At 36.2% G+C, this 14,942-nt stretch carries 14 protein-coding genes and 1 pseudogene; 8 read left to right on the top strand and 7 right to left on the bottom strand.

All coding sequences use genetic code 11. The annotated features are described in order from the left end of the window. The first annotated feature begins 35 nt into the window (after positions 1 to 35). The gene (locus P0077_RS04575; RefSeq protein WP_276167963.1) at positions 36 to 557 is read left to right on the top strand and encodes a DUF4136 domain-containing protein; all 522 of its coding nucleotides are present in this window, start codon (positions 36 to 38) and stop codon (positions 555 to 557) included. A 216-nt stretch (positions 558 to 773) separates the two neighbouring features. Further along, positions 774 to 1,139: a hypothetical protein gene (locus P0077_RS04570; RefSeq protein WP_276167962.1), complete on the top strand. Its 366-nt coding sequence runs from the start codon at positions 774 to 776 to the stop codon at positions 1,137 to 1,139. Between the two features lie 27 nt (positions 1,140 to 1,166). Here P0077_RS04570 and P0077_RS20955 read toward each other — a convergent pair. Continuing rightward, positions 1,167 to 1,301 (bottom strand): annotated as a pseudogene (locus tag P0077_RS20955) (alpha-2-macroglobulin family protein); the annotation flags it as partial. A gap of 59 nt (positions 1,302 to 1,360) precedes the next feature. After that, a complete protein-coding gene (locus P0077_RS04565) occupies positions 1,361 to 1,507 on the bottom strand; it encodes a hypothetical protein (RefSeq protein WP_276167961.1) in 147 nt (48 codons plus the stop codon). Positions 1,508 to 1,533: 26 nt separating this feature from the next. Here P0077_RS04565 and P0077_RS04560 point away from each other — a divergent pair, with 26 nt between their 5' ends. The 6 genes from P0077_RS04560 to P0077_RS04535 all read left to right on the top strand — a co-directional run bounded on the left by P0077_RS04560 (position 1,534) and on the right by P0077_RS04535 (position 5,924). Next, complete coding sequence (locus tag P0077_RS04560; RefSeq protein ID WP_276167960.1) at positions 1,534 to 1,920, top strand: ankyrin repeat domain-containing protein; 387 nt, start codon at positions 1,534 to 1,536, stop codon at positions 1,918 to 1,920. An 82-nt stretch (positions 1,921 to 2,002) separates the two neighbouring features. Then, positions 2,003 to 2,383, top strand: a complete 381-nt coding sequence (locus P0077_RS04555) for a hypothetical protein (RefSeq protein ID WP_276167958.1) — start codon at positions 2,003 to 2,005, stop codon at positions 2,381 to 2,383. A gap of 307 nt (positions 2,384 to 2,690) precedes the next feature. Next, entirely contained in the window at positions 2,691 to 3,068 is a 378-nt protein-coding gene (locus tag P0077_RS04550; RefSeq protein ID WP_276167957.1) for a hypothetical protein, read from the top strand. Beyond that, the gene (locus tag P0077_RS04545; RefSeq protein ID WP_276167956.1) at positions 3,069 to 4,142 is read left to right on the top strand and encodes a sensor histidine kinase; all 1,074 of its coding nucleotides are present in this window, start codon (positions 3,069 to 3,071) and stop codon (positions 4,140 to 4,142) included. A 1-nt stretch (position 4,143) separates the two neighbouring features. Then, positions 4,144 to 5,196, top strand: a complete 1,053-nt coding sequence (locus tag P0077_RS04540; protein WP_194528715.1) for a sensor histidine kinase — start codon at positions 4,144 to 4,146, stop codon at positions 5,194 to 5,196. After that, a complete protein-coding gene (locus P0077_RS04535; RefSeq protein ID WP_276167954.1) occupies positions 5,193 to 5,924 on the top strand; it encodes a LytR/AlgR family response regulator transcription factor in 732 nt (243 codons plus the stop codon). The genes P0077_RS04540 and P0077_RS04535 overlap by 4 nt, the downstream gene beginning before the upstream one ends. 27 nt (positions 5,925 to 5,951) lie before the next feature. On the opposite strand, the gene P0077_RS04530 is transcribed toward P0077_RS04535, so the two are convergent. The 5 genes from P0077_RS04530 to P0077_RS04510 all read right to left on the bottom strand — a co-directional run bounded on the left by P0077_RS04530 (position 5,952) and on the right by P0077_RS04510 (position 14,810). Then, the gene (locus P0077_RS04530) at positions 5,952 to 12,002 is read right to left on the bottom strand and encodes an alpha-2-macroglobulin family protein (RefSeq protein ID WP_276167953.1); all 6,051 of its coding nucleotides are present in this window, start codon (positions 12,000 to 12,002) and stop codon (positions 5,952 to 5,954) included. 321 nt (positions 12,003 to 12,323) lie between these two features. Next, complete coding sequence (locus P0077_RS04525) at positions 12,324 to 13,109, bottom strand: SDR family oxidoreductase (protein ID WP_276167952.1); 786 nt, start codon at positions 13,107 to 13,109, stop codon at positions 12,324 to 12,326. A gap of 29 nt (positions 13,110 to 13,138) precedes the next feature. Continuing rightward, the gene (locus tag P0077_RS04520; protein WP_276167951.1) at positions 13,139 to 13,450 is read right to left on the bottom strand and encodes a cupin domain-containing protein; all 312 of its coding nucleotides are present in this window, start codon (positions 13,448 to 13,450) and stop codon (positions 13,139 to 13,141) included. Between the two features lie 105 nt (positions 13,451 to 13,555). Then, on the bottom strand, positions 13,556 to 13,981 hold the full coding sequence (locus tag P0077_RS04515) for a toxin-antitoxin system YwqK family antitoxin (RefSeq protein WP_276167950.1): 426 nt from the start codon (positions 13,979 to 13,981) through the stop codon (positions 13,556 to 13,558). Next, positions 13,941 to 14,810 (bottom strand): toxin-antitoxin system YwqK family antitoxin, encoded by an 870-nt coding sequence (locus tag P0077_RS04510; protein WP_276167949.1) that lies wholly within the window; start codon positions 14,808 to 14,810, stop codon positions 13,941 to 13,943. The genes P0077_RS04515 and P0077_RS04510 overlap by 41 nt, the downstream gene beginning before the upstream one ends. Positions 14,811 to 14,942 lie beyond the last annotated feature (132 nt).

Below are 14,942 nucleotides of genomic sequence, written 5' to 3'. Positions count from 1 at the left end.
CAATTAAAATTCATTATATTTAATAAAACTGGACTATGAAAAATGCCTTTACATTATTGTTGATTTTACTCTTGGTCTCATGTAACGCGATCAAGGTAAATTATGATTATGATAAAGCAACCGATTTCTCTAATTATAGTACCTATAATTATTATCCTGATATGGAAACAGGTCTTAGTGAGCTTGATACCAAACGCTTATTACATGCTGTAAATTCAGAAATGCAATTGAAAGGAATCCGCTTTTCGGAAGACCCGGATTTTTATATTAATATAGAAAGCGAATCGTTTCAGGCTCCTAGAAATAACACGGTAGGTGTAGGGATAGGAGGAACGGGTAGAAGCGTAGGTGGTGGAGTTTCCGTAGGTATTCCTGTTGGGCAGCCCAAATTGGAGCGTGAAATACGGTTTGATTTTGTTGATGTGAAAAAGGACGAGCTTTTTTGGCAGGGGCAAACTCAAAGTAGTTTTAAAGAAAACGTGACTCCGGAAACTAGGGAAGAAAAACTACATGCTCTAGTGGAAAAAGTCTTTTCTAAATATCCGCCAACCAAATAGAAATGTTTGGGATGCCTGTAATTACTTAGGGTTATGTTTAACATTATGCAATTTGTAGTGTTAAAAACTTTCTGCTGTAGGTAATTTATTATTTTATATTTTCGATTATCCTTTCATAAACTACATTTCACACAGTTGCTTTTTATAAGTAGCTCTTTATGAAGTCTTTTGAAGGTTATTGTTACCCCCATATGAACCTTAACTTCAACGTCCCTAATGCTAAAGCGTGCGCTTTATTATGTAGATAACCATAAGATAGAAGTGGTTCACACCCTATTTGGAAAGGAAAAAGTCCTTTTGAACGGAAAAACTGTTTCTAAAAAGATATCGGAAGCAGGAGTGGAGCATACATTTACTATTGGTGAAAACAGATATTGGGTTGCCCAAAGGGATGCTTCCTATGGGGATAAGTTAAATCGGTTTGAAGTCCGAAAAAATGGTTCTCCAATTTCATTGGTAAATATTCTATCCCATAAATCGACTAATCAGATGTTTCTGATAGTTATACTTTGTGGTTTAGGCTCTGGTTTTATTCTTGGGGTTATTGTGTACAAGCTTCTTTGGCCCACAGTAAGTCTGTAAAGTATGTTTTAAACATACCATTTTCAACTAATCACCAACCTCCACTCGTACACCCTCCGAATGACTAGAAAATTCGGGTGCGTACATGCTTTGGATTGTAGTAACTCCATTGCTGAAATCTCCGGCATTGTTTACCCTTAAGTCGTATTCAAATACGAAAATTTACTTTTGAGGTGGTTAAAAGACTACTGTAAGATCACTTTTTCTATTCAAAATACAGGTTAATTACCATTCAAGTTGTAGTATTTACCACTCATCATAATAGGTGAATTATTGCTTCCGTTCGCATTGTCAAAATTACCGTTGGTCATAAATTCGTTTCTAATCCTAAGAGGGTGAGCTACTTTTACATCAGAAATAAAAAACAAATCAATAACAATTTAAATTTAATATCATGAAAAAATCAGTAATCGCCTTCGGAATTCTAGTTAGTGTAATGTCTACTACTGCAAATGCAAACAATAAACCTTCGGACAAAGCAATACGATCAATAAAAGCAACAACAACCAACGTAGCACCTTTAAGTTTGGCTGTTGCTCAAAATGATTATGAAACGGTTAAAAAGTTTTTGGAACTAGGCTCTGACGTTGAGGTAAAGGATAAAACTATGGGGATGACTCCAATAATGTATGCCGCTAGATATAACAATGTAGAATTAGTTCAATTATTGATTAAAAAGGGAGCGGACTTAACGGAAAAATCCAAATTAGGTATGACAGCATTAGACTATGCAAAATTGAGTAACGCAGAGGATGCGGTAGCATTACTACAATCTATATAAGCTTTTTGTGAAACACATAGGAGTCTTTTAGAGACTCCTCTATATCCGTTCAACTAGAAATAATCAATAAATCAAACATATTATGAAACATGCTAAATATCGTATAGAAAATAAAAATGTGGAAGTGTATAATTCTTTTTTTGGAGTGGAGTCTATTCTTGTGAATTGTAAAAAAGTCTCTGAGGGGTTTTCATGGTTTGGAAAAGACCATCCTTTCAAAATAGGAGATAATAATTACAGACTAAAGCCATATCTAAGTTTTTTATACATCGGAGGTGTAGGTGTATCAATATATAAAAATGGGCTTTTACAAAAAGAAGAGAACATTGTCAGCGTTTCGGATAAGCGAAAAATGTTTCTTCGTACTGCTTTGAGTATTGCCCTTCGCCTTGCCATAGGTGGCTTTTTAGGGCTAGAGTTGGGCAGGGCTGTCTATCGTATTTTTGAGATGGCAGTTAATTAAAAAAATAAATTCCGGTGATTGTTAGAAACCATCATTTTTATCTCTGCAGTATAGTACTGTAATTCTAAACCATTCCATGTGTTATTTCTCACCGTTTCTATAAATCTTTTTGAAAGTTCTAGAAATGCTAAAGGCACTAATTTAAAATAACAGAGAATGCTAATCGTACTAAAATTTTTAATTGAATTGCTAGCTGAGATAGTTCTTAGATGATAAAACGTTCATCGTTTAAGGGGAGCGTTCAAAACACCTATATTTGAACTTCATGCTCTATATGTATGCAAAGGCAATCGTAATTTATGGTAAAATGACAAACGATAAAATAAAAACCCAACAAGCCAAAAATTATAAAAATTTTGGCTTGGCGGTCCTAATAATAGTGGGTATAATAATATTCTTTCTTGTAATTGGAGCAATTGCCCATTATGGTTTTTTACACGGTGTAGCGGATAGTGCCGGTGTTAATTCTCCTGCTTATAAGGCAGGAGTTGCTTTTGGGTATTCATTTGGAATGATGGTGATTTTTTATTTTCAAAGTGGGTTGTTTTTTGGTAATCTTCTTGCATTGGTGGCCTCTTTGGAGAAAAGAAATGTTTTTTATCTTGTCCTTCTTCACGGTCTTCTTGGTTGGTATTATGTTGTTTATTATGCCCTGACCAGAAAATCTTTATCAATTAATTATTAAATGAGAATATTTACTTTTTTAGGTAAACATCTTTTCTGGGTACTTCAAATCCTGGGGTGGGGAATTATATTTTTTTTTATTGGTTATGCTGCTTTTATCGATGGCAATTCTCTTTTTGACACGACCTTAATAAGTAGCTCTATTTTTATCGCGGGTGTAATTACTACTAGTATATATAGGTGGTTGTTAAAGAGGTATTCAACTCTGGAATTTAATCTCAAAAATATTTCAAGGGTTATTGGTCTGGCATTTGTATGTTGTATGCTTTGGGTACTGATATTATATTTATTTAAACACTTTATAGTACTTGACCATGCGGGCAGTGGCTCTGAAACTCATAAGGAACATGAAGGTATAGCAATTACATTGGGGCCAATGATTCTTGGATTGGCTTTGTTAAGTGTATGGACGTTACTGTATTACATTGTAAAGTCTCTTCGTAATCATAATCAAAATAGAATAGAAAGGTTGCAATTGCGTGAAAGTATAAAGAATGCTCAATTAAATATTTTACAAGGTCATGTAAATGGTAAATTTTTAATAAAGGTGTTACATAGTATTAGAAAACAAATGCCTTTGGATACAAAAAATGCTAGAAAAATGCTTACAGATCTGTCAGAGCTTTTAAGGTATTCTCTTTCAAATCAAAATGTGAAGAGCATATCTATTAGTCATGAAATGGATATGGTACAGAAATACTTAGAACTATATCAAATTGATGCTCCCAATACTATCAAACTAAGTAACGAAATGAACTCCGAATTTTTGGATAACACAGTTCCTCCAATGTTGTTAATAAGTATGTTTGAATTAATGTTGGATGATGCTGTTGTAAATGGAGCTAACAAAAGAGAATTAAGGCTGTATTGTGAAAATTTAGATGATAATATGGTACTAGGTTTACATACAAGTGGAGTTTTAAATACGGGTCTGAAAGAAGATACTGGATTTAAAAAAGTCAATCAACGCTTGAGGCTTTTGTATGGTAAGGGAGGTACTTTAAGTATTATTAAAGAACAAAAACTAATTAAGCTCTATATTCCTAGATATCAAAACAGAACAGAAGAAAAGTAAAATGAAAATAACTAGACTTCGAAAAGAGTTACTTTTCTATATTTTGCAAATATTGGGATGGTATGCAGTTTACTCTACTGTATTTCTTTTCAAAGAGTTTAGCTTTACCTACAGGGTATATGATTTTTTAACTTCAGGTTTATCGGCGATCATTTCTACGTCTATTTATAGAATCTATTTGAAAAACAATGTAGATTTTGAAATTTTTAGTAAAAAAAACGTGATTAGATTACTTGTTGCATTTGTATCCTGTTCGGCCTTGATATACTCGCTTGTAAGTTTATTTGAATTGGCATATGAAAAAATATGGGGTAAAACTGACGGTGAATTGGAATGGCTTAAGGAGAATGTAAATTTCATAATTAGAATATTCGATACAACTGTAATAGTACTGTTATGGACCATTGTATATTTTATATTCAAATTTATCTTGGAAGCGAATAAAAATCACCTATTACAATTAGAATTAAATACCACCTTGAGAGAGGCACAATTGAATACTTTAAAAGGGCAAATAAATCCACATTTTTTATTCAATAGTATAAATAATGTCAGGGGATTGATGCTTGAAGATGTGGGTAAATCGCAAGAAATGATTTCCAAACTATCGGAAATGTTGGAATATGCATTTGCCAAAAATACTGTAGATGCTATTCCATTATGTGAAGAGTTGGAAATGGTAGAAAACTATATTGCGCTTTCAAAAATACAAATGGAAGATCGGTTGCAATATGTTGAAGAAATAGATGAAGAAGCATTACAGATTCCTATACCTCCTATGATAATTCAGTTGTTGATAGAGAATGCCGCTAAGCACGGGATTGCCAATCTCAAAGATGGAGGAGCTATAACATTGAACGTTACAAAAGACAACGAAAACTTATTTATAACCGTAGCAAATACGGGAAAATTAAAAATAGCGAAGGACTCTACGCAGCTGGGGTTAAAAAATATCCGGCAACGATTGCGCCTCTTGCATGGTCAAAAGGCTTCTTTTTCATTAAAAGAGATAGAAGGTGAGGTTGTTGCTAGCATAAAAATTCCATTAGAATGAAACAGATTAGAGCGGTAATAGTTGAAGATTCAAGACTGGCAAGAAACGAATTGAAAGAATTGTTAAAAGACTATTCTGAAATTGAGTTGATAGGCGAAGCAGAAAATGTTGACAATGGGGTAGAGTTGATAAAAAAAACAAAACCCGAGCTTCTATTATTAGATATAAATATGCCAGAAAAGGATGGTTTTGAGCTATTGGAAATGCTCGATGAGGTTCCAATAACGGTTTTCACTACAGCCTATGACGAATTTGCAATTAAATCTTTTGAGTATAACGCACTGGATTACTTACTAAAACCTATAAGTGAAAGCCGTTTTGCATTGGCAATGGAGAAGGTGAAAAACAAGCTAGAGAAATCGAAAGAAATCGAAGAACCAAAAAATGAGCGGTTGACGGAAAACAGCCAGATATTCATTAAAGATGGAGAGAAATGCTGGTTGGTCAAAATTGGGGATATTTCTCATTTTGATATTGTAGGGAACTATACCCGAGTCTTTTTTGAAGACCAAAATCCAATGCTCTACAAATCCCTAAATCAAGTAGAGGATAAACTACCCACTCAAAACTTTTTTCGAGCGAATAGGCAACAAATCATCAACACCAACTATATAGGAGATGTGGTTCCGTGGTTCAATGGTAAACTTAAGCTTACTATGAAAAATGGGGTTGAAGTTGAAGTTTCCAGACGTCAGTCTTACCTTTTTAAAGACCGGATGAGCTTGTAATTTCAACTCCCAGTTTAGTTTCAACTACTAATCACCAACCTCTACCCGTACTCCTTCCGAATGACTAGAAAATTCGGGTGCGTACATGCTTTGGATTGTAGTAACTCCATTGCTGAAATCTCCGGCATTGTTTACCCTTAAGTCGTATTCAAATACGTAAACTCCTTTCGGTAAATAATCGAAAAAGAAATTGGTACTGGCATCTTTGGTGCTTTCATAGTACCCCAAACCATCTTGCCATTTGTAGCGGGAGATTACGTTAATAGGTTCAAACCCTGCCGCTCGCATGTCTTTCATATGAACGAATTCCATATCCCGATCAGAACGAAGTTCTATTCGTACACGCACCAAATCACCTACTTTTAAAACTGTTGCATCGGTAACCTCTGAGATTTTTTCACCTGTATCCGTGTTCTTTTTTAGGAATAACTTTTTCTTAAGCTGTAAAGGTGTTTCTGCGGATGTTATTTTGTCCAAATCTTCAAAATACTGCCAATACAGGGCGCCCCAAGCTATTCCGTTTCCTTTTTTAGTCAGGTTAACTTCAGCCATATTTTTTTCTATATCAGAAGTATCCCACGAAGTTTTAAAATAGCCTGTTCCTGCTTCCACTTTAGTATTTTCTAACCTTTCAGCATCTATAGCTTTTCCTCCAACGCTAACATCAACGGCATCGGTTATGGAAAGCCAGTCGCTGCCCTGTAGGAGCAATGCGTAAACGGCTTCGGAGGTAGCTTTGGTGGTAGACCATTGGTTGGTCTGTTTGTGCTTTAGAAGCCAAATTTTCAGGTTATCTATAGTTTCTGTATCATTTTCGATTTCTCCGAAAGCTTCTATCAAAAGCGCTTGTGTTTCAATAGGGGCTTGATGCCAATACCAAGACGGGGTGTTTTCTTTCCAATACATACCTAGTTCCTCCGACACGATGCTGTTTTCTTTTAATCCTTTTAAAATTTTATTAGCCGTGGTGGTGTGACCATTTCTGTTTAAGATGAGGGCCAACATTCCCTTCGAATAAAGCCCTTTCTTAGTCCAGTATTCTTTGGCTTGCCCAAGATAATACGCCCTAATTTTATCAACTTCCTTTGAGGTTTTAATATCGGTAAAGAAGCTGCGCATGTACAAATAGTGAATTTGTATCTGGCTTAAATGATCATGATTTATGTTGGAAGCGTATTTCTTCATTTGCTCGTATTCTTCTACAAATTCGGCATCCAAATAACCAATGGCCTTTCGGGTCATTTCTTCCGCTTTAGACTGGTTGTCGGGTGTGTCAGAGGTTACGTTTAGTTTGTTTAAATGGCCAATTCCCGCAATAATATGTTGGGTGATGAACCGGTTGTCAGAACCACCGTTAAACCACGGCCATGCCCCGGATGATTTTTGGTTGTTCTTCAATTTATCAAGTGCACGGCTCTGTGCATCTTTCATTTTGTTGAGGTCGAATAAAAGCGCAATTCGTTTTTTCCGTTCGGTCTCAGATTGCGCATCGCGTAACCATGGGGTTTCTTGAATTAAAAGGGATTGTAGTTCTTCATTCTTTTCCAAGTTGCTCAGTAACGCATCGGAACTGGCCCATTGGTCAAATACCGCTTTTATTCTTTTGTTTGAATTGGCAATATGGCTTGCTAGTGTGTTGGCATAGTATCGGGCAAAAGTTTGCTCGTTACAATCATACGGATACTCCATTAAATAAGGCAGTGCCTGAACGGCATACCAAGCTGGGTTGGAAGTGATTTCCAAAGTAAGTTTATGATGTTGTATTGTAGTTGAGGTATTATCCCTCAATTTATCTAAAACAAAGGTTTTGGTCTGATTGCTACGTACCCACATCGGTAAGGTTTCCGTAACTAACATACGGTTGGTCAAAACGGGAAGCACACTTTGTTCGCCATCACTAAAATCGCCCGCTTTTGCTATCACGGTATACTGAACGGCCTGAAGGTTTTCTGGAATTTTAAGTTGCCATGAAACCTGAGTGTTCCCTAACGAGTCTACCGCGAATTCATTTTGAGCTTTCGTACTCAATAATTGTTCGGTGACGTCTTTTCCTGAAAGTACATCAACAAGTATAAGTTTCGCTTGTCCAGATAGCTTTTTATCCGTGAGGTTCGCAATTTTAGTACTTATGCTGATTTCATCACCTTCACGCAGAAAACGCGGTACGTTTGGCATCACCATTAGTTCTTTTTGCGTAACGGTCTCTAACCTCTTAACAGAACTGTGCAGGTCTTTTGTATGGGCCAATAATTGTAGTTTCCATTTGGTAAGCGCTTCTGGCGTGGTGAAGTTGAACGAAACATTTCCTTCTTTATCCGTTCGTAATTCAGGAAAGAAAAATGCCGTTTCCTGAAGGTTTGTACGGATTTGTACTTTTTCTAAATCAGTTTTCTTTTCAACTTTGTTAGTTGAGGTATTGTGATTGGTTAACCCCATTTCATTTTCTTCTGGAGCCATTGAAGAGGTAATGACAACTTCTTCCAATGGCGCACTATCCTCCATAAGGTCTACAGGGGCACCGCTCATTGCCATTTTTCTGGTTAATAAACCTCTGCTATAGTTTCCATAACCAAAATGTAACCCAAACCAGTTAAAGGAGTCGTACTGTTGCGGTGAGTAGCTATATCTGTCTGTATCCAGATAGGTTCGGAATGAATTCGTGCCAAAGCTGGTATGGGCATTAGCGTAAATGGAGGAATAATAGGAGCTTCGAGCAAGCGGATTAAAATTCCATCCGTGTGGTCTAAAAGTATCTAAAGAGGCATCGTACATGCTTGCCAAAAGTTCGGCAGATACTTTTTCTCCTTGAGGTCCTTTTAGTTTGAACGACCAAGTCTCTTCCATACCCGGCTGTAATTTATCTCTAAAAGTAGTGGTCTCGATTTCAAGTCGGTTTTCTGGATAAGGCACAGAAATAGACAATGCACCCGATTGAAAGGAATTATAGGCAGAAAACGTATAATTGATAGCAAATCCTCCTAAATCATTTTCAGTAACCGGGACTGTAAACGATTTTGAGTTTTGGTTCAATTGAATCTTACGTATATCAATGATTTCTTCTTCCTTTTCAATAGTAACGGTTACGGTCAGGTCCTCTGAGTTTGAGTATAACGTAATTTCAGCCTTGTCACCAATCTCATAATTAGGTTTATCGATTTTAATGTCGAACAGGCGGTTGTCAGCCAATTGTTTATCGGTATCACTGAAAAGTGTGGTTATGGCTTTTTCCTTTACAACTTGGCCAAATTTATCCTTGGTCTCCAATTCGATAACATATTTGCCCGACACCCATTTTTTTAGGTTTTTTATGTCGAACGTACTAGATTTCTCAGTGTCAAAATCAGTTTGCCACACCAATTTACCTTTCGCCCAATGTATTGCTTGATCCTCTTTGTCATAGGCCTCATGTGGAAAAAGATTGCGGTACTCTTCTTTGCTCCAATTTTTATAATCAGGGGCCGGCCAGGACCTAGAACGCAGCACCTGCTTTGGAGCTTGTAGTTTATACATTTTCAAGGTTCCTTTTGCAGATATAGGTTGCCCATTAAGATTGGAGGTAGAAATGGTTACATTATCTTCATTTTTGTCCTTGTTCCATTGCTCGGGAACAGATATATTGGCGGTAAGCGCATGATAACCAACGGACACAAAAGTAGTGGTGCTATGCGTTTCTCCGTTAATGTCCGTAACATCTGCACTAATTTCATAAGTAAAAGTGGGTAGATGCTCTTTGCAGACACTATTATCGGGTATGGCTTTAAATTTTAAATCAAAACTACCTGAAGCATCTGTAGTAGTTTCTCCATGAGCTATTTCTTGGGGAGCATTGTTGTAATAGGGCATACGCCAGTAAAACCAGCGTGGAAAGTACACGGCGCGTTTTACACGGTAGCTTACCTTGGCATCGGTAATTTTACTTCCGGCATAAGAAGTAGCACTCCCTGTAACTTTTATACTGTCATTTACTTTATAAGTCGCTGTAACAGGTTCAAAAGAGGTTTCAAATTTTGGGCGTTTGTATTCTTCTACGGAGAAATAATGCGTGTTATAGGCATCCAAGGAAATACCATCGGTTTCGATATGAAAATCTCCTGTTAGGCCTGAGCTTGGAAGTATAAACTCACCATTAAAAGAACCGAATTCATTCGTCTTAAATTCGAGTTCCGTTATTTCTTGGTCATTAACATCATACAAGGTTGCCGACACCTTTTCATTAGCTACCACTTTCGATTTTTCTTCAAAAGTTTCTATCAGAATACCTTTAAAGTAAACAGGTTGCCCTGGGCGGTAAATACTTCGGTCCGTAAAGAGAAAAATTTTGTTTGTTACCTCGTTAACGCTGCTTTTTTCCGGTTTTTTGTTTACATAATAATTGCCAAAGTAAGCCTTCTCATCATTATTGTTAATTTCTACCGAAACATCGTTCCAGTTATCATTCGTTAAGGGAAGAGTTACAAATCCCATTTTATCTGTTTTCTCAGTTTTGGTAGCATAGGGCTTGTTATAATTCTTGAGATAAGTAAACTTCATTTTAGCCCCTGAAATTGGCTTGCCAGAATTTCTATTGATTACTTGATATTTTTTTTCCGATTGGGCATTGGTTTCAATCAAAGCCATATTGGTCACCTGAATTTGACTAAAAGCAAAACTGTCTTTGCTTTTCTGTTCGGGTGTAGCCAAAATAATGTATTGTCCGTTTTCCAAAGGCGGTAGCAGCACTTCAATACCATGTTGTTGATAGTCTTTTTCATTTTTAAGCGATGCGGACCAACTCTTTTTTTCTTTTAACTTTTTTATGAAGGACAATTGCTCTTTTTGCGGATATAGACTGTTTAATTTCTTAATCTGTTTGTTGTCTACTTCGTAAGCGGACAATTGTAAGGAGGTCAGGTTTTTATAATTGACCAATAATTTTGAAGGCTCGTTAACCGGAATATGTTTTTCCGTAATCATGGATAACGTTGTAGCCAAGATTTGAGATTTAAGCGATTTACACTGCTCGGCGCCCATACTATCGGGGAACTTGGCAATTACTTCATCGCACAGCGCAATAGCCTCTTTCTTTTTCCAACGCGGTTCTTCGTTTGTTTCAGGTTGATAAGCTTGCCCTTGCGTATGGTATAACTTCGCTAGTTCATAACGGTACAATGCAGAGGTTTCATGGTGCTTTAGTTGCTCCGCAGAGTTTTTTAAGGTCTCCTCGTAAAGTGTTTCCTTATTTTTAAAAATGCCATTCTGGTAGACAAAGTTTAGGCGCTCAATATCGGCCATAACCAAAGGTTTTAAGTCAGGTTCGCCAAAATGAAAGAGAATGAGTTCTTGGTATACTTTCAACGCTCTTGCCTGTAACGAAGTTTTGTCTTGGGTGCTCAAATTATGATGTGCAAACTGGTAGGCCTCGCATATAGTTTCCGGATCGTTAATTTCATATTTATCCGCTGGGCGGGTAATATTGCTTTCATCACTTTTGAAGAACTGCAGTGCCGTGTGGGCTAAAATATCGTAAAGGGTAGGGCGGAAGCTGTCAGAACCCTTTTGTTGGTTCAATAGCTCTTCAAACCCTTTTAAATCTGTATTTTGAAGTTCTTTTGGGTTTTCCAGGGATGCCGTAAAGTGAAGTGTGATTTCATGAAAAAGTGTAGTGAGGTCCCAAGTGCGAAAGTCAACATGGTCTACTTTTGTTTCCGTTGAAGTACGGTTGTAAAACTGATATCGGTTTTGTTGGAAATATTGCCAGTATAGATTGGCCAAGTAACTTTCTAGAATGTTTTTGGTTGGGGTTTCCGCTTTTTTAATTTCCGCTTTAAAACGGTTGATGATGGTTAGTTGTGAATCTTCCTCTAAAGTCATGATATACTTTGAGGTAAACAGCAATGCTTTGACGGTCTGTTCTGAATTTTTCTCTTTTTCCGCTTTCGCCGAAATAGTTTCAACCATCTCCAAGGCGGACTTGGTAAGGTCTTCGCTCTCTAGTTTCTGCACTTTTTTCCAAAGTGATGTATACGGATCTCCACTGTCTTGGGCTGATAGCATTTGCGAAAAAAGTATTACGGTTAATACGAGGGACAATCTTTTCATAGTATAAAATTACAGAACAAAACTGAGCAAAATCAATGCCAATAAAAATGATGAATGAGGGAACGGTAGGGTTGGGTTAGGTAATTAACCTTTATTAAAATAAGAGAAAACTTACAAATATACTTTTAGGTTTCATATGCGTCAAAATTTTAGTTTTTAAAAACCATTACGCCATTTTCACAAGCCTACTTTTGATATGAATTAAAACCTATATGATGGATAATAATTTTCTTGATACTTGGGCTTCTTCCCTGAAATCCGCTTTTGTACTCCTTTTTCTTTTTATCTCCCTGCTCATTATAGCTTCGTAGCGAAGCCGGTTTATAAACTTTTTAAAAGCCCCCCGTCAATCGGGATTTGTGTACCTGTTATGTAGGCCGCGTTATCCGAAGCTAAAAAAGCAACAAGATATCCGTATTCTTTGGGGTCACCTATGCGTTTCACCGGCACTTTGGACTCCATATCCGCTAAAACTTCATCTTCAGAAATACCTAATTGTTCGGCTTTTTTCGAGTTCAATTGTGCAATACGCTCCGTATCAAAATAGCCCGTAAGAATGCTGTTTGCGGTTATGTTGAACGGCCCCACGTCTGTCGCCAACGTTTTGGCCCAAGTGACCACCGCAGCCCTAATGGTATTAGAGAGGGCTAAATACGATAAAGGCTCTTTTACCGATACCGAAGCTACGTTTATTATTCTACCCCATTTGTTCTCTTTCATGTTCTTTAAAGCAAGTTCTGTGGTGTAGACGACAGTCTTAAAAAGCAGGTTGAAGGCCTCTTGGTAATCCGGAGTTTGTTTTTCTAAAGAACTTCCGGCATCTGGTCCTTGGGTGTTGTTCACCAAGATATCTATGGAATTGCTCTCAAAAAACTTGAATATCGTTTCTCGATAGCCATGAAAATCTGAAAAATCTACAACAAGGTAACCGTGTTTTTGAGTCTCGTTCGTTGGTAGTTCAGCAACTATTTTTTTTAGTTTTTCTTCGCTGTGTGACATGAGTGTTACACTGGCGCCACTCTCAGCGAGCTGTTGCGCTATAGCTTTTCCTATTCCTCCTGAGCTGCCACCTACTAATGCTCTTTTTTTTTCTAATGATATATTCATGGTAATAGATTTATGGGGATATGTAATTTCTATTTGTATTCTTCTCTCACAGGGCTAAAAACATCTATCAGTTTACATGGTGTAAGAGCCTTGCCACTATGTGAACTATGGGGTGGTATAATTACCACATCGTCCGCTTCATAGATTTTTGTTTCTCCATCAAGGGTGAATTCAAAACGGCCTTCTTGCACATGCATAATCTGTTCGTTCATATGTGAGTGTTCAGGAACTACTGCACCTTCTTCCACGGTCCAAAAAGCGATGGACATATTTTCTGAATGTATCAGTTTACCGTGATAACCAGGTATGATTTCTTTAGAGGGAATGTTTGATAGGTTCATAAGGATAATTCTTAAATATCAATTTGTTTATAGTCATTCAATTTTAACGAATATTAGTCCTTCATTAAAATAGACAGTAAGCCTTTTCTGATTTAACACTTTATTTTAATTTCCAAAATTGACTTTGCTTTTTTCTCCATTTACATACTGTACCTCTAAATCTAAAGAACTTTTTGTTGAATAAAACCTGCGAGAGCCATGGTATTGGCCTTTTTCATTGTAAGGTGTTGTGCTTTTTAGTATCCCGTCGTTGTAATATTCTTTGGTAACACCAACTTGATATCCGTTCTTTATTGTATATTCTTCTTGAATAATTCCATTAGCATGATAGGTTATCCATTCCCCATCTATTTTTGATGATAATTCTGTGTCCTCATATATTATAGAGCTATGTAATTGTCCATTTTCATGATAGGTATTACAAATTATATTCCCTCTCTCAGTATAACTTGTCTCTCCAGCTAATGTACCATCTTCAAAGTATGCTTTACTAATTATATTTTTTTTTATTATCAAAAAAATATTCTTCATCTATTTGACCATTAGCGTAGTAAGTTTTAGTTAGTTTAACTACCGAGTCGTTGGATACTTTCTCATAAGTAATGTGTTCTTTGATTCCTCCTTCTTCATAAAAAACTTTTTTCCAAATAATTTCTCCATTATTATAAAAAAATAGACTTTCTAATTTACCATCATCAGAATAGTTTTTTAATTCTGCATGTGGTTCTCCGTTTACATAATCAGCAATTTGTTCAAGTTGCCCATTGTCATAAAATTTTTGTTGAATACCATATTTTCTGCCATTTTCATATTTCGAATCATACTTGAGTATTCCACTTTTATAATATGATTTCCATTGTCCTTGCCTTTCTCCTTTTTTATAACTGCCTTTTTCTTTTATTGTAGTGCCATCTTTATGATATTTCAAGTGTGATCCATCTGGGAAATTTGCTATTGACATTTTTGAGCCGTCCTCATAAAAGGTTTTCCAAATGTCTTTTTGATTGCCTTGTATATCAAAAGCTCCCTCTATTTTTAGTTGTTTGTTTTTGTAAAACCATTGCCACATACCTATAGTTATAGTATCTTTAATAATTTCACCTTTCTTAGCTAGGTTGCCATTGTCGTAATAAACTAATAAGTCTCCATGACGCTTACCTTCTTTGTAATTTATAGTTGATTTAATTGTGCCATCTTTGTAAAACTCTTTCCATAAGCCCTCTTTTTTATTTTTAACAATTTGTCCTTCTTCTTTGATTTGCCCATTTTCATAATAATTTTTTTTAGGCATTTGTGCACATGCAAAGAATACGATGCATAAGGGAATTAAGTAAAGTTTTCCGCATAGTTTTTTTAACATATTAATTTTAGATTAAATGTATATATTTTTCAATGATTAGTATTGAAGAAATTGATTAGCCAGTAATATCAATTCGGAATTGAGTTTTGTTTTTATGTAGTATTAAAAAATTTAGTTCATTATTATATGAAT

The sequence above is a fragment of the Zobellia alginiliquefaciens genome (assembly GCF_029323795.1).
GTDB classification, from domain to species: Bacteria; Bacteroidota; Bacteroidia; order Flavobacteriales; family Flavobacteriaceae; genus Zobellia; species Zobellia alginiliquefaciens.
The sequence above is the reverse complement of the archived record's forward strand: the minus strand, read 5'-3'. Positions and strand labels throughout refer to the sequence as shown.